The sequence below is a fragment of the Pantoea sp. NSTU24 genome, assembly GCF_050157905.1.
Taxonomy (GTDB): Bacteria; Pseudomonadota; Gammaproteobacteria; order Enterobacterales; family Enterobacteriaceae; genus Pantoea.
In genome coordinates, this window is record NZ_JBKIWZ010000001.1 from 2,707,195 (window position 1) to 2,728,522 (window position 21,328).

Here is a 21,328-nt window from a genome sequence, read left to right on the forward strand (position 1 = left end):
TGAAACGGTTGCTGTTACTTAGCCTGATTGCCTGTTCAGCGAACGCGCCGGCGGCAGGTGGCTATGACCCTGAGATGCTCAAAGCGTTGGGTTACGATGCCAGCGCCGCACAGCTTCTGGACTCGGGAACCCACTTTCTGCCAGGCCAGCAACATATAAATATTATTGTAAATGGACAAAGCAAGGGCGTTCATGCCGTCACTTTTGACCAGGCTGGCACGCCCTGCTGGTCAGCAGAACAGTTAAAAACGCTGGGTATTACGCCTGATAGCCTGGATGACGCGGAAAAGCATGTCTGTCCTCAACTGCCAGCCCAGGGCCCTGTTCATATTGAACAGCAGGTTGATCGCAATAGCCTGCTCCTCACGGTGCCTGCAAGCAATCTGTTCGTTGGACGGCACTATGCCAGCGGGGGTAATGCGCTGGTCGTAAACTATGATGGCCGTCATTATCAGTATTCGACACGCGGTGGACGAAACCACACCTCGCAGGCACTGACTTCCGAAGTGGGTGCCAATATTAATAACTGGATTTTTCGCAGTGGGCAAAGTTTCACCAGCCTTGATGACCGACATCAGCTTTCCCGTCTTTACAGCTATGGGCAGCGGTCTGTCCCTGGCTGGGACTCTGTGCTGCAGATTGGTGAAATCACTGCGGGCAACTCACTCTTTTCCGGTATTAACCTGCTGGGCGCACAAATCGTGCCGGAACGGGGATTGCAGAATGGCGGAGGCTATGATGTCTCGCTGAATCTGCTGGTATCACAGGCGGGTACAGCTGAGGTCTGGCAGGCAGGGATATTACTAAAAACCTTCCAGGTGACAGCAGGCATGAACAGGCTGACTGGCATCCCGGCCATTAATCAGTCAGACGATTTTGAGATCGTCAGTCATGATCAATCCGGTAATCGTCAGCAGCAGATCATCCCCTATATTGAAGCCCAATCCTCGCTGGCGCTGGCAGATGCCGGACCTTCGCTGGCCGCAGGGCGTTTACGTCTGACCGACAATCAGTTCCCATTGATAGTCGGTTCTGCCGGACTCTATCAGAACCATTTCATGGCGGTGATGGCCGGGGGGCTGGTGAGCCAGAACTATCAGGCCGCGTCGTGGCGCACTACGCTGCGTCTTACCGAACGCCTGATGGCCTCTGTCACGCAAACGGCCTCACTGTTACAGAGTACGGCAGATAATGACCGTAAAAAGCAGGGTCTCAATCATCAGGTCAGTCTCAATGCAGGAATAAGTGAGCAGTTGTCACTCACCTCTTCTGCCAGCTTCCGCAGTCGCGGCTACAGCGACCCCGGCAATGCATGGCAGGAAAAAAAGTCCCGTGACCAGAACGGGCAGATGCATTCTCAATACGCTGTCGGGCTGAGCTACAACCAGCCCCTGCTGGGCGTATTCTCTTTTTCCGGTAGCCTGTCACAGAACTGGCAGGGTTCAGAAAGCACAGGCTATATGTTCAGCTGGGGCCGCACCTTTGGAAAAGTAAATATCAATCTGGGCGTCCAGAAAAACCGGCTGACACAGGATCAGCGCCATACTGATGACCGCTATGTTTACCTCAACCTGTCAGTGCCGCTGGGTAGCAGCAGTAACGTGCGCAGCTGGGCCAGTAACAATAAAGGTCAAACGCGGGCCGGAATCGGCTTAGACAGTATGCTGAATGACAAATTTTCCTGGGGCCTCTCGGGTGAAAAAAGTCAGAGAGATACCTCAATGGCTGGCACAGCCATCTGGACGACAAAATACAGTCAGCTGAGTGGCGGTGCGTCGCACAGTCAAAACAGTACCAGCTACAATCTCGGCGCACGCGGCGGTGCCGTGTGGCATAGCAACGGCCTGACGTTTACGCCACGAAAAGTGGGCGATACCTTTGGCGTGATCTCACTGAATAACCCGCAGCCAGACGTGAAAATACGCACGCCGGGCGGGACGGTGTGGAGCGATCATAGCGGCTATGCCATCGCCTCCTGGACTCCCTGGCAGAAGAATACTGTGAAGATTGAAAACCTGAGCCTGCCCAGAAATGTTCAGATTATCAGCGGTATCGCTGACATCACGCCTTACCGCGGGGCGGTCGTACCGGTTACGCTGCCGGCCTTTACTGTACGCCGTGCACTGGTGAGCTTTCCATCCGGTGATGGTCCGGCACCAGGCGCGCCGGTAAAAAATGGCAAAGGCATGCTCATCGCTTTTGTTAATGAAGATGGCACACTTTTCTTCGACGATCTGCCAGACGAGCCGCTGCTTAGCGCGCGCCCTGACGGCACACCGTGCTCACTGCACATGATCACGCCCTGGTATGACAAGCCCGGCACGCTTTATGCCTCACTTTCTGCGAGATGCGATATATGAAACAGCGATTTTTTCTGTCACTGCTACTGGTGACGGGCGGTCTGATGACGGCCTTAACTGCCCATGCCGCATGTACGATCCAGCTCAGTGAGCCTCAGATCGATTATGGCGAAATGACGCGCGGCGAACTGCTCTCGCGCCCCGGAAACATTCTGTCAGCCGCCGAATTGCGTATAGGTGATGAACGTGAAATTGGTCTCTCCGTGATCTGCGATCGCCCAACGCCGATGGCCCTGACCTTCAGTGGACCGGCAAAAGATAATGAAAGCTATCTGTTTGGAGAACAGGGGCGAGCAACGCTCACCCTGCATGATGTGACTCTCGACGATCAGCCGGTCATGATTGACAGCGCAGGCGGGCAGGCTGCGAAAATGGCCTTTACCGACAATCATCCGATGCGTTTTCTGAAAGCGGGTCAGCGCGCCGCAGGCACAACGCTACGCGCAAACGTGACGGTTGTAACCTGGCTATCCTCTCCCGCCACCCGCGTCAGCGAACAACAGCAGTGGCAGCTGAACGGCCGTTTTCTGGTCAGCAGCGAAGGCTAATCCGCCGGGCATAATTATCTGCCACCCTGCCCTGTTTTCCCGCGCAAAGCCCATGCTATCTTGTGGTTTTGATTTTTTCAGTGGGCAAAATTGATGACTAAGTTGCGGGTAGGAATTGTGTTTGGCGGGAAATCGGCTGAGCACGAGGTGTCGTTGCAGTCGGCCAAAAATATCCTTGAGGCGATCGATAAAACCAGATTCGATGTGGTGCTGCTGGGCATCGACAAGCAGGGACAGTGGCTCCTTAACGATGCGTCAGACTTCTTACTTAACGCGGAAAATCCGGCGCTGATTGCGCTGAATTCTGCCGCCGAAGCGGTAGCGCTGGTGCCGGGTCAGACACAGCAGCAGATCATCACCCGCCACGACGCCCATCCGCTGTCGCAGATCGATGTCATCTTTCCGATTGTTCACGGCACGCTGGGCGAAGATGGCTCTCTGCAGGGCCTGCTTCGCATGGCCTCGTTACCCTTTGTCGGGTCCGATGTGCTGGGGTCCGCCGTCAGTATGGATAAAGATTTTACCAAGCGTCTGTTACGTGATGCCGGGCTGAAAGTCGCGCCATGGATAAGCGTTACCCAGGCGCAACGTTCACAGCTGGATGCAGAGGCCGTGATTGCCCGCCTGGGCCTGCCGCTGTTTATCAAACCGGCCAACCAGGGTTCATCAGTGGGCGTCAGCAAAGTTGACTCACCTGATGACTTTGAGGCGGCGCTGGCGCTGGCCTTCTCCTTTGATCGTAAAGTGCTGATTGAACAGGGCATTAAAGGCCGGGAGATCGAATGTGCGGTGCTGGGCAACGACGCCCCTGAAGCCAGTCCCTGTGGAGAGGTGGTCGTACATGACGCCTTCTACTCCTATGACACCAAATATATCTCTGAAAGCGGCGCGCAGACGGTGGTGCCGGCGGCGATTTCCGCGCACACCAGCGAGGCGATTCGTGAGGTTGCCATCAGGGCTTTCACCGCGCTGGAGTGCTTTGGCATGGCCCGCGTCGATGTCTTCCTGACTGACGACGGTGAGATTATCGTCAACGAGGTGAACACCCTGCCCGGCTTCACCAACATCAGTATGTACCCGAAACTCTGGCAGGCGGCCGGACTCAGCTATCAGGATCTGATCAGCCGCCTGATCGATCTGGCGACAGAACGTCACCAGCAGGCCAGCACCCTGAAAAGCAGCGTCAGCTGATCCAACCCGCGGCGTGACATTATGCCACGTCGCTGTTAATGGCACGGTCGTCAACCGGGGAAGTCTGATTGCGACCATTGCGTTTCGACTGATAAAGGTTTTTGTCTGCAGCGGATATCAGCGGGTTAATCACGCGGTGCCACTCTGTCGCCTTACCCGCTCTGCCATGCGCCAGTCCCAGACTGACGGTCACTGTCACCGTACTGCCCTGTAGCCAGAACTTCTCTTTGGCCATAGTCTGCCGGATCGACTCCGCCAGAGAGTAAAGCTTGTCCGGATTCTGATCGAACAGCACTACCACAAACTCCTCTCCGCCAAAACGACAGAGGCGCCCTGCATCATTCACGACCTGCTGCATACGAAGGGCAATGGCTTCCAGCACACTGTCGCCCGCATCGTGGCCGAAATTGTCATTGATTGTTTTGAAGTAGTCGACATCAATCAGGATCACCCCCACTTTACGCGCCGGATGAATCGGCTCCGCATGCAGACTTTCATACAGGCCTGAACGTGACAGTAGCCGGGTCAGAAAATCGTAATTTGCCCGCAACGCCAGTCGTTCATTCAGCTGCCGTATCGCATCCATGCTTGCAGCCACGATCAGCGGACTGATTGCGATTGTGGCGACGCCCAGCCGCGCTGACGTGAGATGGCTGACCGGCAGCAGATTATCATCGCCCTGAATGTTCATTACTCCATGTGAAACCAGGATAATTTCGGTAATGCCCGTGAGCAGGATCACCTGGCTGGTCAGTGGCATCGGTAAGACGATGGCGCACCAGACCAGTGCCGGAACCGGAAATGTCAGGCTACCTGCGCCCCCCATCAGCGCACCAACGATCAGCGACAGGATGACAGTAATAACCGGCAGCAGCTTATGTAGCTGCATACACTGGCGGAGCGTCAGCGATGGCCCGCCGCGCGTCAGCAAAAAAGGCAGCAGCATCAGGCCAGTTGAGAACTGCTCGCTGAACCACTCACCCCAGGCGGTTGCCAGTCCGGCATTGAAGTCAGCCTGCTGAGCCAGCGCCCCCCAGCTCGCACAGGCCAGCCCGCCCAGCAGACAGGCCGGAAAAATACGCAGCACGCTGGTAATGCGTTCGCTGCCAGAATCGTGCTGAAAATGTTTCACCAGCAGCATGACAGCGACCAGGACAAACAAAAGATTCGCCAGATTGAGTGTAAACGCGGTCAGCGCCCAGCCCGAAAAAACGGTGTCGTTAAACACCATTGCGGCAAAGCTGGCGAGATAAGAGCGGGTCTCATGCAGAAAGGGATGGCGGACGATGATGCCGGTGATGATGGCGTTTACCGGCCAGAACAATGACAGCTCCTGCGGAAAGCGCAGATGTCCGCCGATAAAGCAAAACAGCAGCGTGATGAAAAACAGTGAAAAGGCGTTCTTCTTAGCATTGTGCTCTTCAAACAGCTGTATACGCATACTTCCGGACCTTGTTGCAAAGAGGCGTGTCCACGTCAGCCTGAACAGGTGCGTGACGTCAGAATAATGACATACTGGGAACCCGCTGTATCATCCTGCGATATAACACCATTTCAGGGGTCTATAAGGGAGGTTGCTGATCCCCGATGACGCCTGCACATGGGGGCTTATTATGCCCTGCATACAAAAAAATCGGATATCCGTGATATCCGATTTTTGCTGTTATGACACCCTGTCTTTGCACTTAACGCTATTTTACAGCCACCGGCCACTGACTCAGGCGGATACCCCGTTTATCGGCGTTGTCGCCAAAATCTTTAAGCACCGCCCTGACGTCAGGATCGATATATTCCGCATTATCGTTATCCACGATCACCACGCTGTTCTCCGGGATCTCATCCAGCAACCCCTGCAGCTTTGGATTGTGCATAAAGGTCAGGTTCTGCTGAAAGCGCAGCACATAGTGGTCGTCGTAACGGGTAAGTTGCAGCGCGTTGCGATGGCTCTTGTAGATGCTGCAGAGGATCTGCATGGCGATCCCGATCCCGATGCCGACCAGCATACCCAGCGTGATGATCCCGACAATCGTCGCCAGAAACGGCACGTACTGCTGCGGGCCCATCCTGAACTGCTCAGCAAAGAGTCGCGGCGTCGCCAGCTTATAGCCGGTGTAGAGCAGCACGGCGGCCAGGCTGGCCAGCGGAATGGCATTCAGCATCTCGCTGAACCACATGCCGCAGATCAGTAGCAGCACACCGTGGATGAAGATTGACAGTTTAGTCTGTGCGCCTGCGCTGACGTTAACCGAGCTGCGCACAATCACCGCCGTGATCGGCATGGCACCCAGAAAGCCGGCAGTCAGATTACCGATCCCCTGAGCAAACATCTCTTTGTTGGGAGACGGCGCAGGCGTCTGCGGGCGTAACTTTTTCAGCGCCTCCTGGCTCAGCAGCGTTTCCAGGCTGGCGACCAGCGCCAGGGTTACGGCAACCACCCAGACCTGCGGATTCTGCCAGGCCATCCAGTCGGGCGTTTCCAGCCCGGCCACCAGCGCAGAAACGCTGTCGAAAGCAGGCAGCGAAATGCGTGCCAGACCGCTGGCGACATCAGGAAACAGCTGTCCGCCCACGACCGTCGCGAAACAGCCGGTCAGCACAGCAATCAGTGGACCGGGGATCCAGGCCAGCGCTTTGATCCGTTTGACCGGCCCGGTGGTCCAGAGGCACAGGATGGCGAGACCCGTCATCGCCACGGCTATCGCGGGCAGCGAAAAGGTCATCTCGCCTGTCACCAGCGACACCAGCTCCGCATCGCCTGCGGCACCAAAGGCCACCGGGATCTGTTGCATGATCAGCAACAGACCTATCGCCGCCAGCATGCCTTTGATGACGCTGCCCGGCACCAGCGAGATAAAGCGCCCGGCGCGCAGCAGTCCGAACAGGCACTGCAACGCCCCGGCGATGATCAGCGCGGTGAGAAAGGCAGAAAAGCTACCCAGCGATGCCATCGAGGCGACGACGATAGTGACCAGGCCCGCCGCCGGACCGCTGACGGCAAACCGGGAGGGACTCAGCGACGTCACCACCAGTCCGCCAATCACGCCCGTCAGCAGACCGGCAAACGGCGGTAATCCACTGGCCTGGGCGATCCCCAGACAGAGTGGTAACGCGACCAGGAAAACCACCAGACCCGCCGGGATGTCGCGGCGCAGGGTATCGAGGTTCATAATGAAGGCTCCTCTGCAGATTGATGAATCAGCTCTTTAAGATGGCCGGAGCGCAGGTCATAGACACAACCAAACACCTCCAGTTCCTGGCCCGATTGCCAGATTTGCCGGACCGGTCCGGCGTTGACCAGTCGGGCAAATTGCGCTTTAACGTTGGCTTCAACCAGCCGGTCGAGCCGTTCACCTGGTTCGGCCTGCGGCGACGGGTTCTCTGCCACGCTCGCCCCGATATCCTGACGCAGCCTGCTGATGCGCCTTGCCAGCGCGCTCTCCTGGCCGTCCAGCACGCTGCCCGGCAGATTCAGTGCGGCCTCAACCCCGCCGCAGCCGTAGTGGCCGCTCAGGACGATGCGTTTCACGCCGAGAAAAAAAAGGGCGTACTGCAGGACGCTCAGCAGATTGTCATCCTCTTCAATCACCATGTTGGCAATATTGCGATGGACAAAGAGTTCGCCAGGCTGGGAGCCGGTCAGGACTTCGGCAGGAACGCGGCTGTCAGAGCAGCCTATCCAGAGCGAGTGTGGTTTTTGCTGATGGAGGCATTTTTTAAAATAGTCCGGATTACGCTGGCGGCGCTGTAAGGCCCAACTGCGATTTTTCGCTAATAAGGGTTTAAGTGTCGTCACAATCACCTTCTCTCTACTACCGGGATGTCGCATCCTGGCTGACCACAAAGTGTTTCGGCTGACCCGTAAAGGGTTAACCGTCAGGTAAATAAGAACTGAGTCACAGAAAAAGGTTATAGACGTTAACCATTGCCAATGCACGTGCAATATTTCACAGCGCATTAACATCAACGGTTTTGTCAGTCCGGCGTCAGAAAAAGTCAGCGAAAGGTAAATTTACTTCAGCAGAAGAAGTGGAATGAAATATAGGAAAGAGATTATTAATTCATTTAAATCATATATTTATTTAAATTAGGATTAATAAGTAAAGTTATTACTGACAAATAAATACAAGCAGTAACACAGGGGATATTCTTTATTTCCCGCCGCGGCTGGCATTTTACCAGGATTACTCTTAATTAAAAAATTAACCATTAGCATGATTCACCAGCTTAATTGTGGAGAGCCAGTTTAATCCACCTGATTTGAGTTAAGAATAAAGCGGGAGATAATAAATTTCATTTGCAGGGATATAGTGACGGCGGTAAGTAAATCAGGACCGCAAATAATCAGAGCCTGAATGCTCAGGCTCTTTTTCTTGACGAATTATTTACCGTTCCAGCTCTGCAGGCGCGACTCCCGCACCGAGAGCTGCTGTTCCGGGGTCAGCTTATTGTAGTTTTCCGCCATACCGCTCTCCCAGTCACCATAGAGCGGGTTTGGCAGCACGATGAACTGCGTACCAAAGCGCTGATGGTTGAGATTGACGAAATCGCGTCGCTGCTGATTGCCCTGATGCCAGGTGGCCCCACCGAAATCGTTGAGGTTATCGCCTACGTAGAGCACCACGTTATAACCGGCATTTTTGATGGCATCGAAACGCGCCTGTTTGTTGGAGCTGTCGGTATTGAGACGCACCGTCTTTTCACTGACGTCCGGGAAACCGAGCTGCTGCATGTTGGCGACGGTGGCAGCGTAATCTTTCTGGTCACGGTTCGAGACATAGAACAGCGTGCCGCCGTTTTCGGTGACATGACGGGCGAACTCAACGGCGCCGGGCACCGCTTTCGCCTGCCGCGCCTGCGTCCAGGCTGACCAGGTTTTGCTGCTGAACGGCTGACCGTTCTTCGCCTGCCACGCGCTGTAGGCACTGTTATCCAGCAGGGTTTCATCCAGATCGACAATGACCGCTTTAGGTTTGCCGGTCAGCGAGGGCGCCTGATCAAACGCCATGCGCGCGGTATTAAAGGCCTGCCAGGTCAGCGCCTGATATTCGCCAGACTGCTGGAACCAGTTGGCCGCCAGCACCGATTGCTGGCCGAGCTGCTGCTGCGCGGTCTGCTGTGCCGAGGGCGCACAGCCGGTCAGTAACAGCGCGACCAGACCGGATGCAGCGAGTTTTGCGGAGGTTTTCATCATTTCATCCTTAATGTGAGAAAGGGCTTGGGAGAAGCTTCAAAAATGTAGCAGTTAACGTAAGCTGTGGGCAGCCCAACGCATGCTGTTATAACAGGAGATTCTTATGGCCGTGAACCCGCACTCGCCGTTGCTCGACACGCTGACGTGGCTCGATTATGCGTTTCAGCCTGCCGGTGAGCCGCCGCCCGCCGATGCCGCCTATGGTCATCAGCGCCATAGCGCGACCGTGGTCAATGACAGTGAGAATGTCCCCCCTAAAAGCTGCGAGTCGGATGGGGTGATCGCCAGCGGAACGCGCCCGGTTGCCGTTTATACGGCGGATTGTCTGCCCGTTCTGTTTGCCGATCGTGAAACAAAAATCGTGGCTGCGGTACATGCCGGACTCAAAGGCACACTGGCGGGCGTGCTGACCCGCGCCGTGGAAAAACTGCGTGAACAGGGTTGCGACCCGCAGAATCTGGTGGTGGCGATCGGCCCGGCGATGGGGCCCTGCTGCTACGAGCTGGCCGAACCGCAGCGGGCGGCGATCGCGCAGAACCCGGCCTTCACCCGTGGGCTGCGCTGGCATCAGCACCAGCCGCTCAATCCGCTGGCGCAACGTCCGCAGGCCGTTGCCCATCAGCAGGGCGTCTGGTTCGATCTGCCCGCGCTGGCGACACAGATGCTGACAGAAGCAGGCGTGCCCGCTTCGCAGATCGACAATGTGAATGTCTGTACTTACTGCATGGCAGAGAGCGGCTCCAGCTACCGCTTTAACACCCATTTCGGCAGCGGCTATCGCTCGCGCTTTTCATGGATCCGCCGACGCCCGTCTCCGGGCGATATCGCGTAACAGGGCTACTGCCGCCACTGGGCTGACCGCACACAGGCGGAAAGCCCGTGTCAGCTCACCTGACCGGCCTGCCCTCTGCTGATGTTTTTGATTTCACTCACACCCTGACACTCTTTCACTTTTTTTTAGGCGGGAAGTGGCTAGAGTTAACTCATCCGACCACTTTGCACTGAGTCACGCTTATGCCTGCAAATACCGCCTACCCTGCGCTGTTTACGCCTCTGGACCTGGGTTTTACCCGCCTGAAAAACCGTTTTCTGATGGGATCGATGCACACCGGTCTGGAAGAGCATCCGGAGGGAGCCGCCCGGCTGGCGGCGTTCTATGGCGAGCGGGCACGTGAGGGTGTCGCGCTGATTGTCACCGGCGGCATTGCCCCGAATGCTCAGGGGGTTACCACAGCGCATGGCGCCATGCTTACCGACGAATCACAGTGTGACTGGCACCGGCAGATCACCCACGCGGTGCATCAGCATCAGGGAAAAATTGCGCTGCAAATCCTGCATACCGGCCGCTACAGCTATCAGCCCGATCTGGTCGCCCCCTCCGCTCGTCAGGCTCCGATTAACCCTTTTACGCCACAGGCAATGAGCGAGGCGGCGATTGAACAGACCATTGATGATTTTGCACGCTGCGCCCGGCTGGCGCAGCAGGCGGGCTACGATGGCGTGGAGATTATGGGGTCCGAAGGCTACCTGATTAATCAGTTTCTGGTGAAGCACACCAATCAGCGCAGCGATCGCTGGGGCGGTGACTTTCCGCAGCGGATGCAGTTCGCGCTGGCGATTACCCGCGCCGTGCGCGCCGCGACCGGCGACGCCTTTATCATTATTTTCCGCCTGTCGATGCTCGACCTGATCGAAGAGGGCAGCACGCTGGCGGAGACGCTGCAGCTGGCGGGCGAGCTGGAGCGGTGTGGCGTCACGCTGTTCAACACCGGCATTGGCTGGCACGAAGCGCGCATCCCGACCATCGCCACCTGCGTACCACGCGCGGCTTTTGCCTGGGTGACGCAGCAGCTGCGCGCCCATGTGGCTGTGCCGGTCATCGCCACCAACCGCATCAACCACCCCGCCGTCGCCGAGTCGCTGCTGCAGTCGGGCTGCGCCGATATGGTGTCGATGGCACGCCCTTTTCTCGCCGATCCCGCCTTTGTCAGCAAAGCGGAGCGCGGCGAACCGGACAGCATCAATACCTGTATTGCCTGCAACCAGGCCTGCCTGGATCAGGTCTTTGCCGGTAAGGTAGCGTCCTGCCTGGTCAATCCCCGCGCCTGCCATGAATCACTGATGCCCGTCGTCGCCAGCGCCGCACCGCGCAGGCTGGCGGTGGTCGGTGCAGGCCCGGCCGGAATGGCATTTGCCCTGCAGGCGGCGCAGCGCGGCCATCAGGTGACGCTCTATGAGGCCGCACCGGAGATTGGCGGCCAGTTTACTCTCGCCCGGCAGATCCCCGGCAAAGCGGAATTCAGTGAAACGCTGCGCTATTTCCGCAATCAGCTGGCGGCTGCGGGTGTGACGGTTAAAACCGGATGCCGCGTCGATGCCGATCGGCTGAGTGACGCCGATGAGGTGGTGCTGGCGACCGGCATCCAGCCGCGCATCCCGGCCATTCCGGGCATCGATCACCCCAGCGTGCTGAACTACCTTGAGGTGCTGCGCGACAGGCGTCCGGTGGGCAGGCGGGTGGCGATTATCGGCGCTGGCGGCATTGGTTTCGATGTGGCGGAGTATCTGTCGCAGCCTGCAGAGGATGCGGATCTGGCGGCGTTTTATGCGGAATGGGGTATCGACCACAGTCTGACGCAGCGTGGTGGCATCGTGAAGCCCGAGCCGCCTGCCGCGCTACGGCAGATCTGGCTGCTGCAGCGGCGCACAGGCAAACCGGGCGCCGGGCTGGCAAAAACCACCGGCTGGATCCATCGGGCCAGCCTGCAGGCGCGCGGCGTTGCGATGTGGGGCGGCGTGGAGTATCTGAAGATTGATGATGATGGTCTGCATCTGCGGCGCAATGGCGAAACGCTGCTTCTGGCGGTGGATAATGTGATTATCTGCGCCGGGCAGGAGCCGCAGCGCGAACTGGAAGCCGCACTGCGCGACCGGGGCCAGAAGGTAACCCTTATCGGCGGGGCCGACGTGGCGCAGGAGCTGGATGCGCGCCGCGCCATTGCACAGGCGACCCGGCTGGCTTTGACGATCTGATTAACGCATCTTTACCGCACGCAGCACCACAAACTTCTGGCTGGAGGCGATCAGCGTGCAGTTACCAAACATCTTCTTCAGCTTGTGGTGATAATCCAGGTGGCGGTTGCCGACAATGCGCAGTTCGCCGCCATACTGCAGCGTGCGTTTCGCATCGCGGAACATCTGCCAGGCCAGATGGTCGGTAACCGCGTGCTGCTGATGGAAAGGCGGATTGCAGAGCACCGCATGCAGCCGATCAGACGGATAGCCGCTCAGTACGTTGTTCACCTTAAACTGGCAGCGATCCCGATCCTCCGGACGGTTCAGCGCCACGTTCAGCTGGCTGGAGGCGACCGCCATGTAGGACTCATCCAGAAAATGCACGTCCGCCTGCGGGTTCTGTGCCAGCGCCATCAGCCCTACCACGCCGTTGCCACAACCCAGATCGACAATCTCGCCCTCAATGTTCTCCGGCAGATGCTGTATAAACAGCCGTGCGCCGATATCCAGCGAAGCGCGTGAGAACACGTTGGCATAGTTGTGGATCTGATACGGGGTGCCATCCAGCGGCCAGGCCAGCGTCGGCTTCGCCTCGCGCAGTGCGGGCCGGGTAAACTGGCTGAAGATCAGACGCGCTTTTTTCCACGCCAGCGAGGTGCGGGTTTCACCAATAATCTGTTCGAACAACTGCAGGGTCGAGTTATGGATCTCTTTGGCACGCGCCGCCGCCAGGATCACCGTATCAGGGGTGACGACCTCGCGAATCGCGCGCAGCTGATGCTCCAGCAACGCCAGGGTTTTCGGCACTTTAATCAGCACCGCCGCCGGGGCCGCTGGCAGTTCGGCCAGGCTATCCACAAAGTGAACGTCGCTGTCGTCCATGTCGTTGAATTTCAGATTCTGACGGGCGGCCTGCTGGCTCAGCCAGGAGTCGCTGACATGCCAGATGGTGCGCGGATTCAGCGCGCAGGTTAATGCCCCAAAACTGTCGTTGAAGACCAGCACCGGTCCCTCTGGCAGCGCCTGCTGCAACAGGTATTCATCAGCCGCGTCCCAGGCTTGTAATGGACTTTCGTCACGCATCTGCGGGAAACGATGCAGGATCAGTGTGCGATCGTTCAGTTCAAGTTGGCTCATGAATTCTCCGGCGTGGTACACTTTGGTTAATTTTCGCCCCGATAAAAAGGGCGCGCAGTATACTCTTTTTCGCCTGGAATCCCTAATGTCCCAACTGATCTACCTTCAGGGTTATCCTGCCCCGCTGCTTGAGCAGGTTCAGACGCTGATAGCCCACCAGCGCTTAGGTGCGTTTTTGCAGGAGCGCTACCCCGACACCCACGATGTCATGAGCGACAAGGCGCTGTATGACTATACTCAGGCGCTGAAAAATCGCTATATGCGTAACGCCCCGCCGATCAGCAAAGTGGTGTGGGATAACAAAATTAAAGTGATGAAGCACGCGCTGGGACTGCATACCGCCATTTCACGGGTGCAGGGCGGTAAGCTCAGGGCGAAAGCAGAGATCCGCATCTCCACCTTTTTCCGCCTCGCCCCGGAGCCGTTTCTGCGGATGATCGTGGTGCATGAGCTGGCGCACCTGAAAGAGAAAGATCACGACAAAGCGTTTTATCAGCTCTGCTGCCACATGGAACCCGACTATCACCAGCTCGAATTTGATGCGCGCCTCTGGATGACCGACCAGGCGATGCGCGGCAACGCTGCTTAGAGAAACTCCTGCGCTTTCTGGATCAGGCTGGTTTTGGTCAGTGCCCCCAGAAAGCGCCGCTCTTCAGGATTGTTAAGCACCGGCAGCCGCTCCAGCGTGACAGCGGCAAAGGCTTCCCACCCCTCGCGCATACTCTGATTCTGCCAGACCACCGGGAAATCCTGATCCATCACGCATTGCACCGGTGAGTCGAGCGTGATCTCCTGCGCCAGCACCCGGCGCGCGATCTCGTGAATCGACACCACGCCAAGAAAAGCGCCTGCCGCGTTGATCACATAGACATAGCGTTCACGCTTCAGCGAACTGACCGCCAGCGCCTGCCCCACCGACTCCTCCGGCTGCAGCGCCGCCCCCGGAATAATCAGTTCGGCGATGCGCATATTATCGAAATCATATTTCGCCTCTGAACGGCTGAAGTGATGGCTCACCACCGGATAGGTACTGGCCGACTGCAGGCGATAGACCACCATCGACGCCAGCACGGTGGCGATCATCAGCGGGAACAGCAGGCTGCTGTTGAGCGTCATCTCCAGCACCATCAGCATCGCCATCAGCGGGGCCTGGCTGACCGCCGCCAGCACTGCCGCCATACCGATGGCGGCATAGAGCAGAACATTGCCGAGCGGCAGATGCAGCGCCGCGCCGACGCTGGCGAGCGCCACGCCCAGCAGCGCGCCAATCAGCAGCGACGGGGTAAAGAGTCCGCCCACCGCATTCGACCCCACCGACAGGCTGGTGGCGAGCGTTTTCAGCACCAGCAGTAACAGCAGACCCGGCAGCAGATAGTCGCCCGCCATCACTTTAACGATCACCTCATAGCCGTTGCCGAGAATATCGGTAGAGATCAGCGCCAGCAGGCCGACGGCAAATCCACCTGCCCCCAGCCGCAGCGGCAGCGAGGCGATCCGGCTAAAGAGCAGTCTGCTGCGGGCGATACTTTTGATGACGATCCAGCCCGCCAGACCGGCGCTCAGACCAATCACCACCGTCATCAGCAGCGTGCTGAGATCCATGGTGAAATTAGCCTCCGCCAGCGGATAGAGCGCGTTGCGGAAGCCCAGCGCCCACATCGTCATCACCGCCGTGGCGGAGGCGATAATCAGCGGAATCAGCCGCTGCAGCGCAGAGATGCCGAAAGCGATCTCCGCCACAAAAATCGCCGAGGCCAGCGGTGCGTGATAGACCGACGAGAGGCCCGCCGCCGCCGCCATCGCCACTACGTCGCTGTTTTTCAGGTTCAGCGATGCAGGTAACAGACGGCCTATCGCGCTGCCACAAAGTGCCGACAGCTGTACCATCGGCCCCTCTTTACCTATCGACGCGCCGCTGCCGATACTGGCTATCGACGACAGCGCGCGAAACAGCGAGGTCCGGGTAGGTACCGCATCGAGCCGGGCATTAATCACTTCCAGGTAATCGGTCTTTATCGTCTGCTGCTGTTCGAGGGCAACCGCATAACGCAGAAAAAAGCCGGCCAGTACGCCACCCGCGCCCACCAGCAGCGGCCAGAAGATCCACGGCCAGATGGTGAGGGATTCGGTAATGTCGCCACTGCGGGCAAACAGCAGATGGTTGATCAGCTCAATCACGCCACGAAATGCCAGCGTGACCAGCGACGCTGCGCACCCGACCGGAATAGCGATTAAGAGTGTGGTCCAGTTTAATGCGTGCTTACTTGCTTTCACCTGCGCTCCCTGTTTGCTGCCTGAAAAGGGTTGCGTCCGCATAGGAGTGGAATGCAGATCGCAGGATCACGCTCTGCCCGCCCGGCACCATTGCGCAGCGTGGCGGAGATGATACTCTGCCGTTTTACTGCTGCCGGAGAGATGACGTGATTCGTTTTGCCATTGTGGGAACAAATTGGATTACACGCCAGTTTATTGATGCCGCTCATGAAACCGGCGCGATGACGCTGCACGCGGTTTACTCACGCAGCCAGTCACAGGCCGACGCGTTTGTTGCCGACTATCCCTGCCAGCAGACCTTTACCTCGCTGGATGCGCTGGCCGCCTGCCCGGAAATTGATGCGGTCTATCTGGCCAGCCCCAATGCCCTGCACTGTCAGCAGGCGCTGCTGTTTATGTCACACGGCAAGCATGTCATCTGCGAAAAGCCGCTGGCGTCGAATCTGGCAGAGGTGGAGCAGATGATCGCCTGCGCTCGTAAGAATCAGGTCGTGCTGTTTGAGGCATTCAAGACCGCCAGCCTGCCCAACTTCCATCGACTCCGGGAGGCGCTGCCGGATGTGGGCAAGCTGCGGAAAGCGCTGCTGAGCTACTGCCAGTACTCGTCACGCTATCCGCGCTATCTCAACGGTGAGCATCCGAATACCTTCGACCCGCGCTGGTCGAATGGCTCCGTAATGGATATTGGCTATTACTGCCTGGCCGCGGCGGTCACGCTGTGGGGTGAGCCAGAGCATGTGCAGGCCAGCGCAACGCTGCTGGAAAGCGGCGTGGATGCCCACGGTGTCGTAGTGCTGAGCTATGGCGATTTTGACGTGACGATCCTGCACTCCAAGGTCAGCGACTCCAGCCTGCCCAGTGAGATTCAGGGGGAAGCGGGCACTCTGGTGATTGAGAAGCTGGCGGAGTGCCAGCAGCTGATCTTTGCGCCACGCGGTGGGGAGAAAGAGGTGCTGAGTGAGCCGCAGCACAGCAACACGATGCGCTACGAAGCCGCCGACTTTGCCCGACTGGTTGAGCAGCGTCAGGTGGAGCACCCCGCGCTGGCGGTATCGCGCACGACAGCAGCGCTGCTGACGGCGATCCGCCGCCAGACCGGCGTGGTCTTCCCGGCAGACCAGGCCGCTGTGTAAATATTTCTAAATATGACTGAAAGCGATTGCTTCCTGAGCAGCGAAATCGTAATTTACTCTCCTGCAAAGGGGAGTAACTTGTAAGCTGATTGATCGTCACTACGTTGCGAAAGCATCCGGTCATCAGGCAACCCGGAATCGATTTCTGCGTTGTAAGTGAGACCTTGCCGGAAGGCGAGGTTTGCTTACAGAAAAATAAGCGGCTGATGTCTTCTGACTTCAGCCGTTTTTTTATTTTAAGACAGGATACGACGATGCAGACTGTAGGTACGCCTCTTCTCTGGGGCAGCTTTGCGGTTGTGGTGCTGATCATGCTGGCTATCGACCTGCTGCTGCAGGGACGCCGTGGCGCGCAGACCATGTCTTTCAAACAGGCGGCTGTCTGGTCGCTGATCTGGGTTTCCGTTTCACTGCTGTTCAGCGCCGCCTTCTGGTGGTATCTGGAGGGCAGCGCAGGCCGTGAGGTTGCTAACACGCAGACCCTGGCGTTCCTGACCGGCTACGTGCTGGAGAAGGCGCTGGCGGTAGATAACGTCTTCGTCTGGCTGATGCTCTTCAGCTACTTCTCGATTCCGGCCAACCTGCAGCGCCGCGTGCTGATCTACGGGGTACTGGGCGCTATCGTGCTGCGTACCATCATGATATTTGCCGGTAGCTGGCTGGTCACGCAGTTCAGCTGGATCCTCTATGTGTTCGGTGCCTTCCTGCTGTTTACCGGCGTGAAAATGGCGCTGGCGAAAGAGGACGACGGTGCGGTGGGCGACAAACCGGTGGTGCGCTGGCTGCGCAGCCATTTGCGCATGACCGACGATCTCGACGGCGAGAAGTTCTTTACCCGCAAAAATGGCGTGCTGTTTGCCACGCCGCTGCTGCTGGTGCTGATCATGGTGGAACTCAGCGACGTGATCTTTGCGGTCGACAGTATCCCGGCGATCTTTGCCGTCACTACCGACCCGTTTATCGTACTGACGTCAAACCTGTTCGCGATTCTGGGCCTGCGCGCCATGTACTTCCTGCTGGCTAACGTGGCGGAGCGCTTCTCAATGCTGAAATATGGCCTGGCGATTGTACTGGTGTTTATCGGCTTCAAGATGCTGATTGTCGACCTCTATCATATCCCGGTCGGCATCTCACTGAGTGTGGTTGGCGTGATTCTGGCTTCAACCCTGCTGATTAATGCCTGGGTCAACCGCAAAAGAGACCAGAAAAAGATCTCGCCATAATTACCTGCAGGGGCAGCGGATGCCCCTGTTTTATTTTGCGGCGTCTCTCCCCGACATTTCATCCCTCTGTCACACTTCCACTATCCAGCATAATAAAAACCCGACCTTCGCCACAGCGACAGAATTTTCTCTTTTCTCGTCCGATCTTTTCCTTATACTCCGCCGGGCAAACCGTTTTAGCCGATGCAAAACATCGCGCCTGAAACTACATCCGCGACAAAATACAGAAACTATTATGCAGAAAACTCTCTCCTCACGTCTGGGCTCGCTGCTCGCCGGAAGCCTGGTGAAGCAAATCATGATTGGGCTGATCGCCGGTGTCGCGCTCGCCTGGATTTCACACGATGCCGCGCTGGCGGTGGGTCTGCTGGGTGAACTGTTTGTCAGTGCGCTGAAAGCAGTCGCACCGGTGCTGGTTCTGATGCTGGTTATCGCCTCGATCGCCAACCACCAGCAGGGCCAGAAAACGAATATCCGGCCGATTATCATGCTCTATCTGCTGAGCACCTTTTTCGCGGCAGTCGTCGCGGTAGCCTTCAGCCATCTGGTGCCGCAGACGCTGACACTGGCCGTGGGCAGCACAGAAATCGTGCCGCCTTCCGGAATCACGGAAGTGTTGCGCGGGCTGCTGATGAGTATGGTGTCGAACCCGATTACCGCCCTGATGCAGGCTAACTATATCGGTATTCTGGTCTGGGCCGTTGGCCTGGGGCTGGCGTTCCGTCACAGCAGTGACTCGACCCGCGCCGTGCTGAATGATGCTTCAGAGGCGGTTACCTGGCTGGTCCGCTGCGTTATCCGCTGCGCGCCGATCGGCATTTTCGGCCTGGTGGCGTCAATCCTGGCCTCAACCGGCTTTGGCGCGCTGTGGCAATATGCCCATCTGCTGGCGCTGTTACTGGGCTGTATGCTGCTGATGGCACTGGTGGTCAATCCGATGCTGGTGTTCTGGAAAATCCGCCGTAACCCCTATCCGCTGGTCTTTACCTGCCTGCGTGAAAGCGGCGTCACCGCTTTCTTTACCCGCAGCTCTGCCGCCAACATTCCGGTGAATATGGCGCTGGCAAAGCGTCTTGGCCTGGATGAGGATACCTATTCGGTGTCGATTCCGCTGGGTGCGACCATCAGTATGGCGGGTGCCTCGATCACCATCACCGTGCTGACGCTGGCGGCCGTGCATACGCTGGGCATCAGTATTGACGTGCCGACGGCGATTCTGCTGAGTCTGGTGGCGTCACTCTGTGCCTGCGGCGCATCGGGTGTGGCAGGCGGTTCGCTACTGCTGATCCCGGTAGCCTGCAACATGTTCGGCATCCCGAACGATCTGGCGATGCAGGTGGTAGCGGTCGGCTTTATCATCGGCGTTCTGCAGGATTCGGCGGAAACCGCGCTGAACTCCTCAACCGATATTCTGTTTACTGCCGCCGTGTGTCAGGCAGAAGCAGAGCGCGAAACCAGCCGGGCCTGATGCCCTGAACATACAAAGGCGACCCGCGAATCTGATGCCGGTCGCCTGATGATATCGGTAACGTCTGGCCCGGTGGCGGTGAAACCGTGCCTGCGAAAGGAACAGGGTCAGAGCGGAAAGTCGCAAAAGCCGTCATCCATGACATGCACGGCCCACGCCATCCATGGCGCGGGACGCTTTTCTCCTCTGACCCTGTTCCCTGCGCGTTTAGCTCTAGTATGGCGACAGCCTTCATTCTGACAGGTGCCTGTCTGTAATCTGAAGCGATCCGCAGTAATAACGGACCAGTTGCTGGTTTCAGAGCGTCACACCGCTTTTAAAAATCGCCAGTTCGCGGAAATCGTTCTTCTCATTGTTGGTCAGCTCACCGCTGGCTATCGCGACAATGTGGTCAACAAAATCTTCCAGCATCGCCTCCATACTCATCCCCTCGATCAACCGGCCAGCATTAAAGTCAATCCAGTGTGGTTTCTTCTCCGCCAGCGGCGTGTTGGTCGCCAGCTTCACCGTCGGCACAAAACCGCCATACGGCGTGCCGCGTCCGGTGCTGAACAGCACCATGTGGCATCCGGCGCCCGCCAGCGCGCTGGTGGCGACGGCATCGTTGCCCGGCGCGCTCAGCAGATTCAGCCCCGGCGTTTTTAACCGCTCGCCATACTTCAGCACATCGACCACCTGGCTCTGCCCCGCTTTCTGGGTACAGCCCAGCGACTTCTCCTCCAGCGTGGTAATGCCGCCCGCCTTGTTGCCCGGTGACGGGTTCTCGTAGATGGGCTGCTGGTGATCGATAAAGTACTGTTTAAAATCGTTAATCATCGCCACCGTTTTGCTGAAGGTTGCTTCGTCGCGACAGCGGCTCATCAGAATCTGTTCCGCGCCAAACATCTCCGGCACTTCGGTCAGGACAGTCGTGCCGCCGTTGGCGATCATCTGATCGGAGAAACGGCCCAGCAGCGGGTTGGCGGTGATGCCGGATAGCCCATCCGATCCGCCGCACTCCAGACCAAATTTCAGTTCACTGAGCCTGCCGGGTTCGCGACGATCGTGGCGCATTTTTTCATAGAGCGCGTGCAGATGCGCAACCCCGGCCTCAACCTCGTCGTCATGCTGCTGACAGACCATAAACGCGACCCGGTCGCTTTCAAACGCGCCCAGGGTGTCGCGAAACGCATCGACCTGATTGTTTTCACAGCCCAGGCCAATCACCAGCACCGCGCCCGCATTGGGATGGCGCACCATGTTCTGCAGCATGGTGCGGGTGTTTTCGTGATCCTGTCCCAGCTGCGAGCAGCCAAAGGTGTGGCTGAACAGGAACACCCCGTCGGTCCCTTCTGCCTGCTGCGTCTCTTTCAGAAAGCGTTGCTGAATCTGACGCGCAATGCCGTTAACACAGCCGACGGTAGGCAGGATCCACAACTCATTGCGGATGCCGACCTCGCCGCTGGCGCGACGATAAATCTGCACTTCGCGATCACCCGGCTGCGGCGGCAGGGTCACGAAATCGGGCTGATAAGCGTAGTCGTCCAGGTCGCAGAGATTGGTACGGGCGTTCTGTGAATGAATCAGCTCACCCGCGGCTACAGGCTGCGTGGCGTGGGCAATTGGCAGCCCATATTTGATCACCAGCGCATCCTGCGCGACCGGTTGCAGAGCAAATTTATGCCCGCGCCCTACCGCCTGCTGCAGCACCACAGGCTGTGGCGCCAGGTCGATGGTGGCCCCCGCGTCTAAGTCCCGTAATGCCACCGCGACGTTATCGCGGGGATCAATTTTAATGGCATCTTGCAT

The 21,328-nt window shown here is 57.9% G+C and carries 16 protein-coding genes; 9 read left to right on the top strand and 7 right to left on the bottom strand.

Going from position 1 to position 21,328, the window contains the following annotated elements:
• Positions 1–8: 8 nt before the first annotated feature.
• The 3 genes from ACLHDD_RS12880 to ddlA all read left to right on the top strand — a co-directional run bounded on the left by ACLHDD_RS12880 (position 9) and on the right by ddlA (position 4,099).
• Positions 9–2,360, top strand: a complete 2,352-nt coding sequence (locus tag ACLHDD_RS12880) for a fimbria/pilus outer membrane usher protein (RefSeq protein ID WP_427104427.1) — start codon at positions 9–11, stop codon at positions 2,358–2,360.
• Positions 2,357–2,908 carry a hypothetical protein gene (locus tag ACLHDD_RS12885; protein WP_427104428.1) on the top strand — a complete coding sequence of 184 codons (552 nt, stop codon included), beginning with the start codon at positions 2,357–2,359 and terminating at the stop codon, positions 2,906–2,908. Before ACLHDD_RS12880 ends, ACLHDD_RS12885 begins: the two co-directional genes overlap by 4 nt.
• Positions 2,909–3,001: 93 nt before the next feature.
• On the top strand, positions 3,002–4,099 hold the full coding sequence (gene ddlA, locus ACLHDD_RS12890; protein ID WP_427104429.1) for a D-alanine--D-alanine ligase: 1,098 nt from the start codon (positions 3,002–3,004) through the stop codon (positions 4,097–4,099).
• A 19-nt stretch (positions 4,100–4,118) separates the two neighbouring features.
• Here the strand turns inward: ddlA and ACLHDD_RS12895 are convergent, their stop codons facing one another.
• The 4 genes from ACLHDD_RS12895 to ACLHDD_RS12910 all read right to left on the bottom strand — a co-directional run bounded on the left by ACLHDD_RS12895 (position 4,119) and on the right by ACLHDD_RS12910 (position 9,287).
• Positions 4,119–5,540 (bottom strand): diguanylate cyclase, encoded by a 1,422-nt coding sequence (locus ACLHDD_RS12895; protein ID WP_427104430.1) that lies wholly within the window; start codon positions 5,538–5,540, stop codon positions 4,119–4,121.
• A 250-nt stretch (positions 5,541–5,790) separates the two neighbouring features.
• A complete protein-coding gene (locus ACLHDD_RS12900) occupies positions 5,791–7,266 on the bottom strand; it encodes a SulP family inorganic anion transporter (protein WP_427104431.1) in 1,476 nt (491 codons plus the stop codon).
• Positions 7,263–7,898, bottom strand: coding sequence for a carbonic anhydrase (locus ACLHDD_RS12905; protein WP_427105212.1), 636 nt, complete (start codon positions 7,896–7,898; stop codon positions 7,263–7,265). The genes ACLHDD_RS12900 and ACLHDD_RS12905 overlap by 4 nt, the downstream gene beginning before the upstream one ends.
• 579 nt (positions 7,899–8,477) lie before the next feature.
• Positions 8,478–9,287, bottom strand: a complete 810-nt coding sequence (locus ACLHDD_RS12910; protein ID WP_427105213.1) for a 5'-nucleotidase, lipoprotein e(P4) family — start codon at positions 9,285–9,287, stop codon at positions 8,478–8,480.
• 106 nt (positions 9,288–9,393) lie between these two features.
• On the opposite strand from ACLHDD_RS12910, the gene ACLHDD_RS12915 reads away from it, so the two are divergent.
• Together ACLHDD_RS12915 and ACLHDD_RS12920 are read left to right on the top strand one after the other, a co-directional pair.
• On the top strand, positions 9,394–10,122 hold the full coding sequence (locus tag ACLHDD_RS12915; protein WP_427104432.1) for a polyphenol oxidase family protein: 729 nt from the start codon (positions 9,394–9,396) through the stop codon (positions 10,120–10,122).
• 182 nt (positions 10,123–10,304) lie between these two features.
• Entirely contained in the window at positions 10,305–12,323 is a 2,019-nt protein-coding gene (locus ACLHDD_RS12920) for an FAD-dependent oxidoreductase (RefSeq protein WP_427104433.1), read from the top strand.
• On the opposite strand, the gene rlmG is transcribed toward ACLHDD_RS12920, so the two are convergent.
• Entirely contained in the window at positions 12,324–13,442 is a 1,119-nt protein-coding gene (rlmG, locus tag ACLHDD_RS12925) for a 23S rRNA (guanine(1835)-N(2))-methyltransferase RlmG (protein ID WP_427104434.1), read from the bottom strand.
• Positions 13,443–13,527: 85 nt separating this feature from the next.
• Between rlmG and ACLHDD_RS12930 the strand changes: the two genes are divergently transcribed.
• Positions 13,528–14,031, top strand: coding sequence for a M48 family metallopeptidase (locus ACLHDD_RS12930; RefSeq protein ID WP_427104435.1), 504 nt, complete (start codon positions 13,528–13,530; stop codon positions 14,029–14,031).
• On the opposite strand, the gene ACLHDD_RS12935 is transcribed toward ACLHDD_RS12930, so the two are convergent.
• Positions 14,028–15,716 (bottom strand): chloride channel protein, encoded by a 1,689-nt coding sequence (locus tag ACLHDD_RS12935; protein WP_427104436.1) that lies wholly within the window; start codon positions 15,714–15,716, stop codon positions 14,028–14,030. The genes ACLHDD_RS12930 and ACLHDD_RS12935 overlap by 4 nt on opposite strands.
• Before the next feature lie 146 nt (positions 15,717–15,862).
• Here ACLHDD_RS12935 and ACLHDD_RS12940 point away from each other — a divergent pair, with 146 nt between their 5' ends.
• The 3 genes from ACLHDD_RS12940 (at position 15,863) to sstT (ending at position 19,540) form a co-directional block, all read left to right on the top strand.
• Entirely contained in the window at positions 15,863–16,849 is a 987-nt protein-coding gene (locus ACLHDD_RS12940; RefSeq protein WP_427104437.1) for a Gfo/Idh/MocA family protein, read from the top strand.
• 254 nt (positions 16,850–17,103) lie between these two features.
• The gene (locus ACLHDD_RS12945) at positions 17,104–18,072 is read left to right on the top strand and encodes a TerC family protein (RefSeq protein ID WP_427104438.1); all 969 of its coding nucleotides are present in this window, start codon (positions 17,104–17,106) and stop codon (positions 18,070–18,072) included.
• Positions 18,073–18,307: 235 nt separating this feature from the next.
• A complete protein-coding gene (gene sstT / locus ACLHDD_RS12950; RefSeq protein ID WP_427104439.1) occupies positions 18,308–19,540 on the top strand; it encodes a serine/threonine transporter SstT in 1,233 nt (410 codons plus the stop codon).
• 297 nt (positions 19,541–19,837) lie between these two features.
• On the opposite strand, the gene ACLHDD_RS12955 is transcribed toward sstT, so the two are convergent.
• A complete protein-coding gene (locus ACLHDD_RS12955; protein WP_427104440.1) occupies positions 19,838–21,328 on the bottom strand; it encodes a UxaA family hydrolase in 1,491 nt (496 codons plus the stop codon).

Excerpts from the sequence above, each read along its gene's own strand:
- ACLHDD_RS12920 (WP_427104433.1), top strand. The coding sequence starts at position 10,305 with ATGCCTGCAAATACCGCCTACCCTGCGCTGTTTACGCCTCTGGACCTG.
- ddlA (WP_427104429.1), top strand. The coding sequence starts at position 3,002 with ATGACTAAGTTGCGGGTAGGAATTGTGTTTGGCGGGAAATCGGCTGAG.
- ACLHDD_RS12955 (WP_427104440.1), bottom strand. The coding sequence starts at position 21,328 with ATGCAAGATGCCATTAAAATTGATCCCCGCGATAACGTCGCGGTGGCA.
- ACLHDD_RS12930 (WP_427104435.1), top strand. The coding sequence starts at position 13,528 with ATGTCCCAACTGATCTACCTTCAGGGTTATCCTGCCCCGCTGCTTGAG.
- ACLHDD_RS12895 (WP_427104430.1), bottom strand. The coding sequence starts at position 5,540 with ATGCGTATACAGCTGTTTGAAGAGCACAATGCTAAGAAGAACGCCTTT.
- ACLHDD_RS12945 (WP_427104438.1), top strand. The coding sequence starts at position 17,104 with ATGCAGACTGTAGGTACGCCTCTTCTCTGGGGCAGCTTTGCGGTTGTG.
- ACLHDD_RS12885 (WP_427104428.1), top strand. The coding sequence starts at position 2,357 with ATGAAACAGCGATTTTTTCTGTCACTGCTACTGGTGACGGGCGGTCTG.
- ACLHDD_RS12900 (WP_427104431.1), bottom strand. The coding sequence starts at position 7,266 with ATGAACCTCGATACCCTGCGCCGCGACATCCCGGCGGGTCTGGTGGTT.
- ACLHDD_RS12915 (WP_427104432.1), top strand. The coding sequence starts at position 9,394 with ATGGCCGTGAACCCGCACTCGCCGTTGCTCGACACGCTGACGTGGCTC.
- sstT (WP_427104439.1), top strand. The coding sequence starts at position 18,308 with ATGCAGAAAACTCTCTCCTCACGTCTGGGCTCGCTGCTCGCCGGAAGC.
- ACLHDD_RS12910 (WP_427105213.1), bottom strand. The coding sequence starts at position 9,287 with ATGAAAACCTCCGCAAAACTCGCTGCATCCGGTCTGGTCGCGCTGTTA.
- rlmG (WP_427104434.1), bottom strand. The coding sequence starts at position 13,442 with ATGAGCCAACTTGAACTGAACGATCGCACACTGATCCTGCATCGTTTC.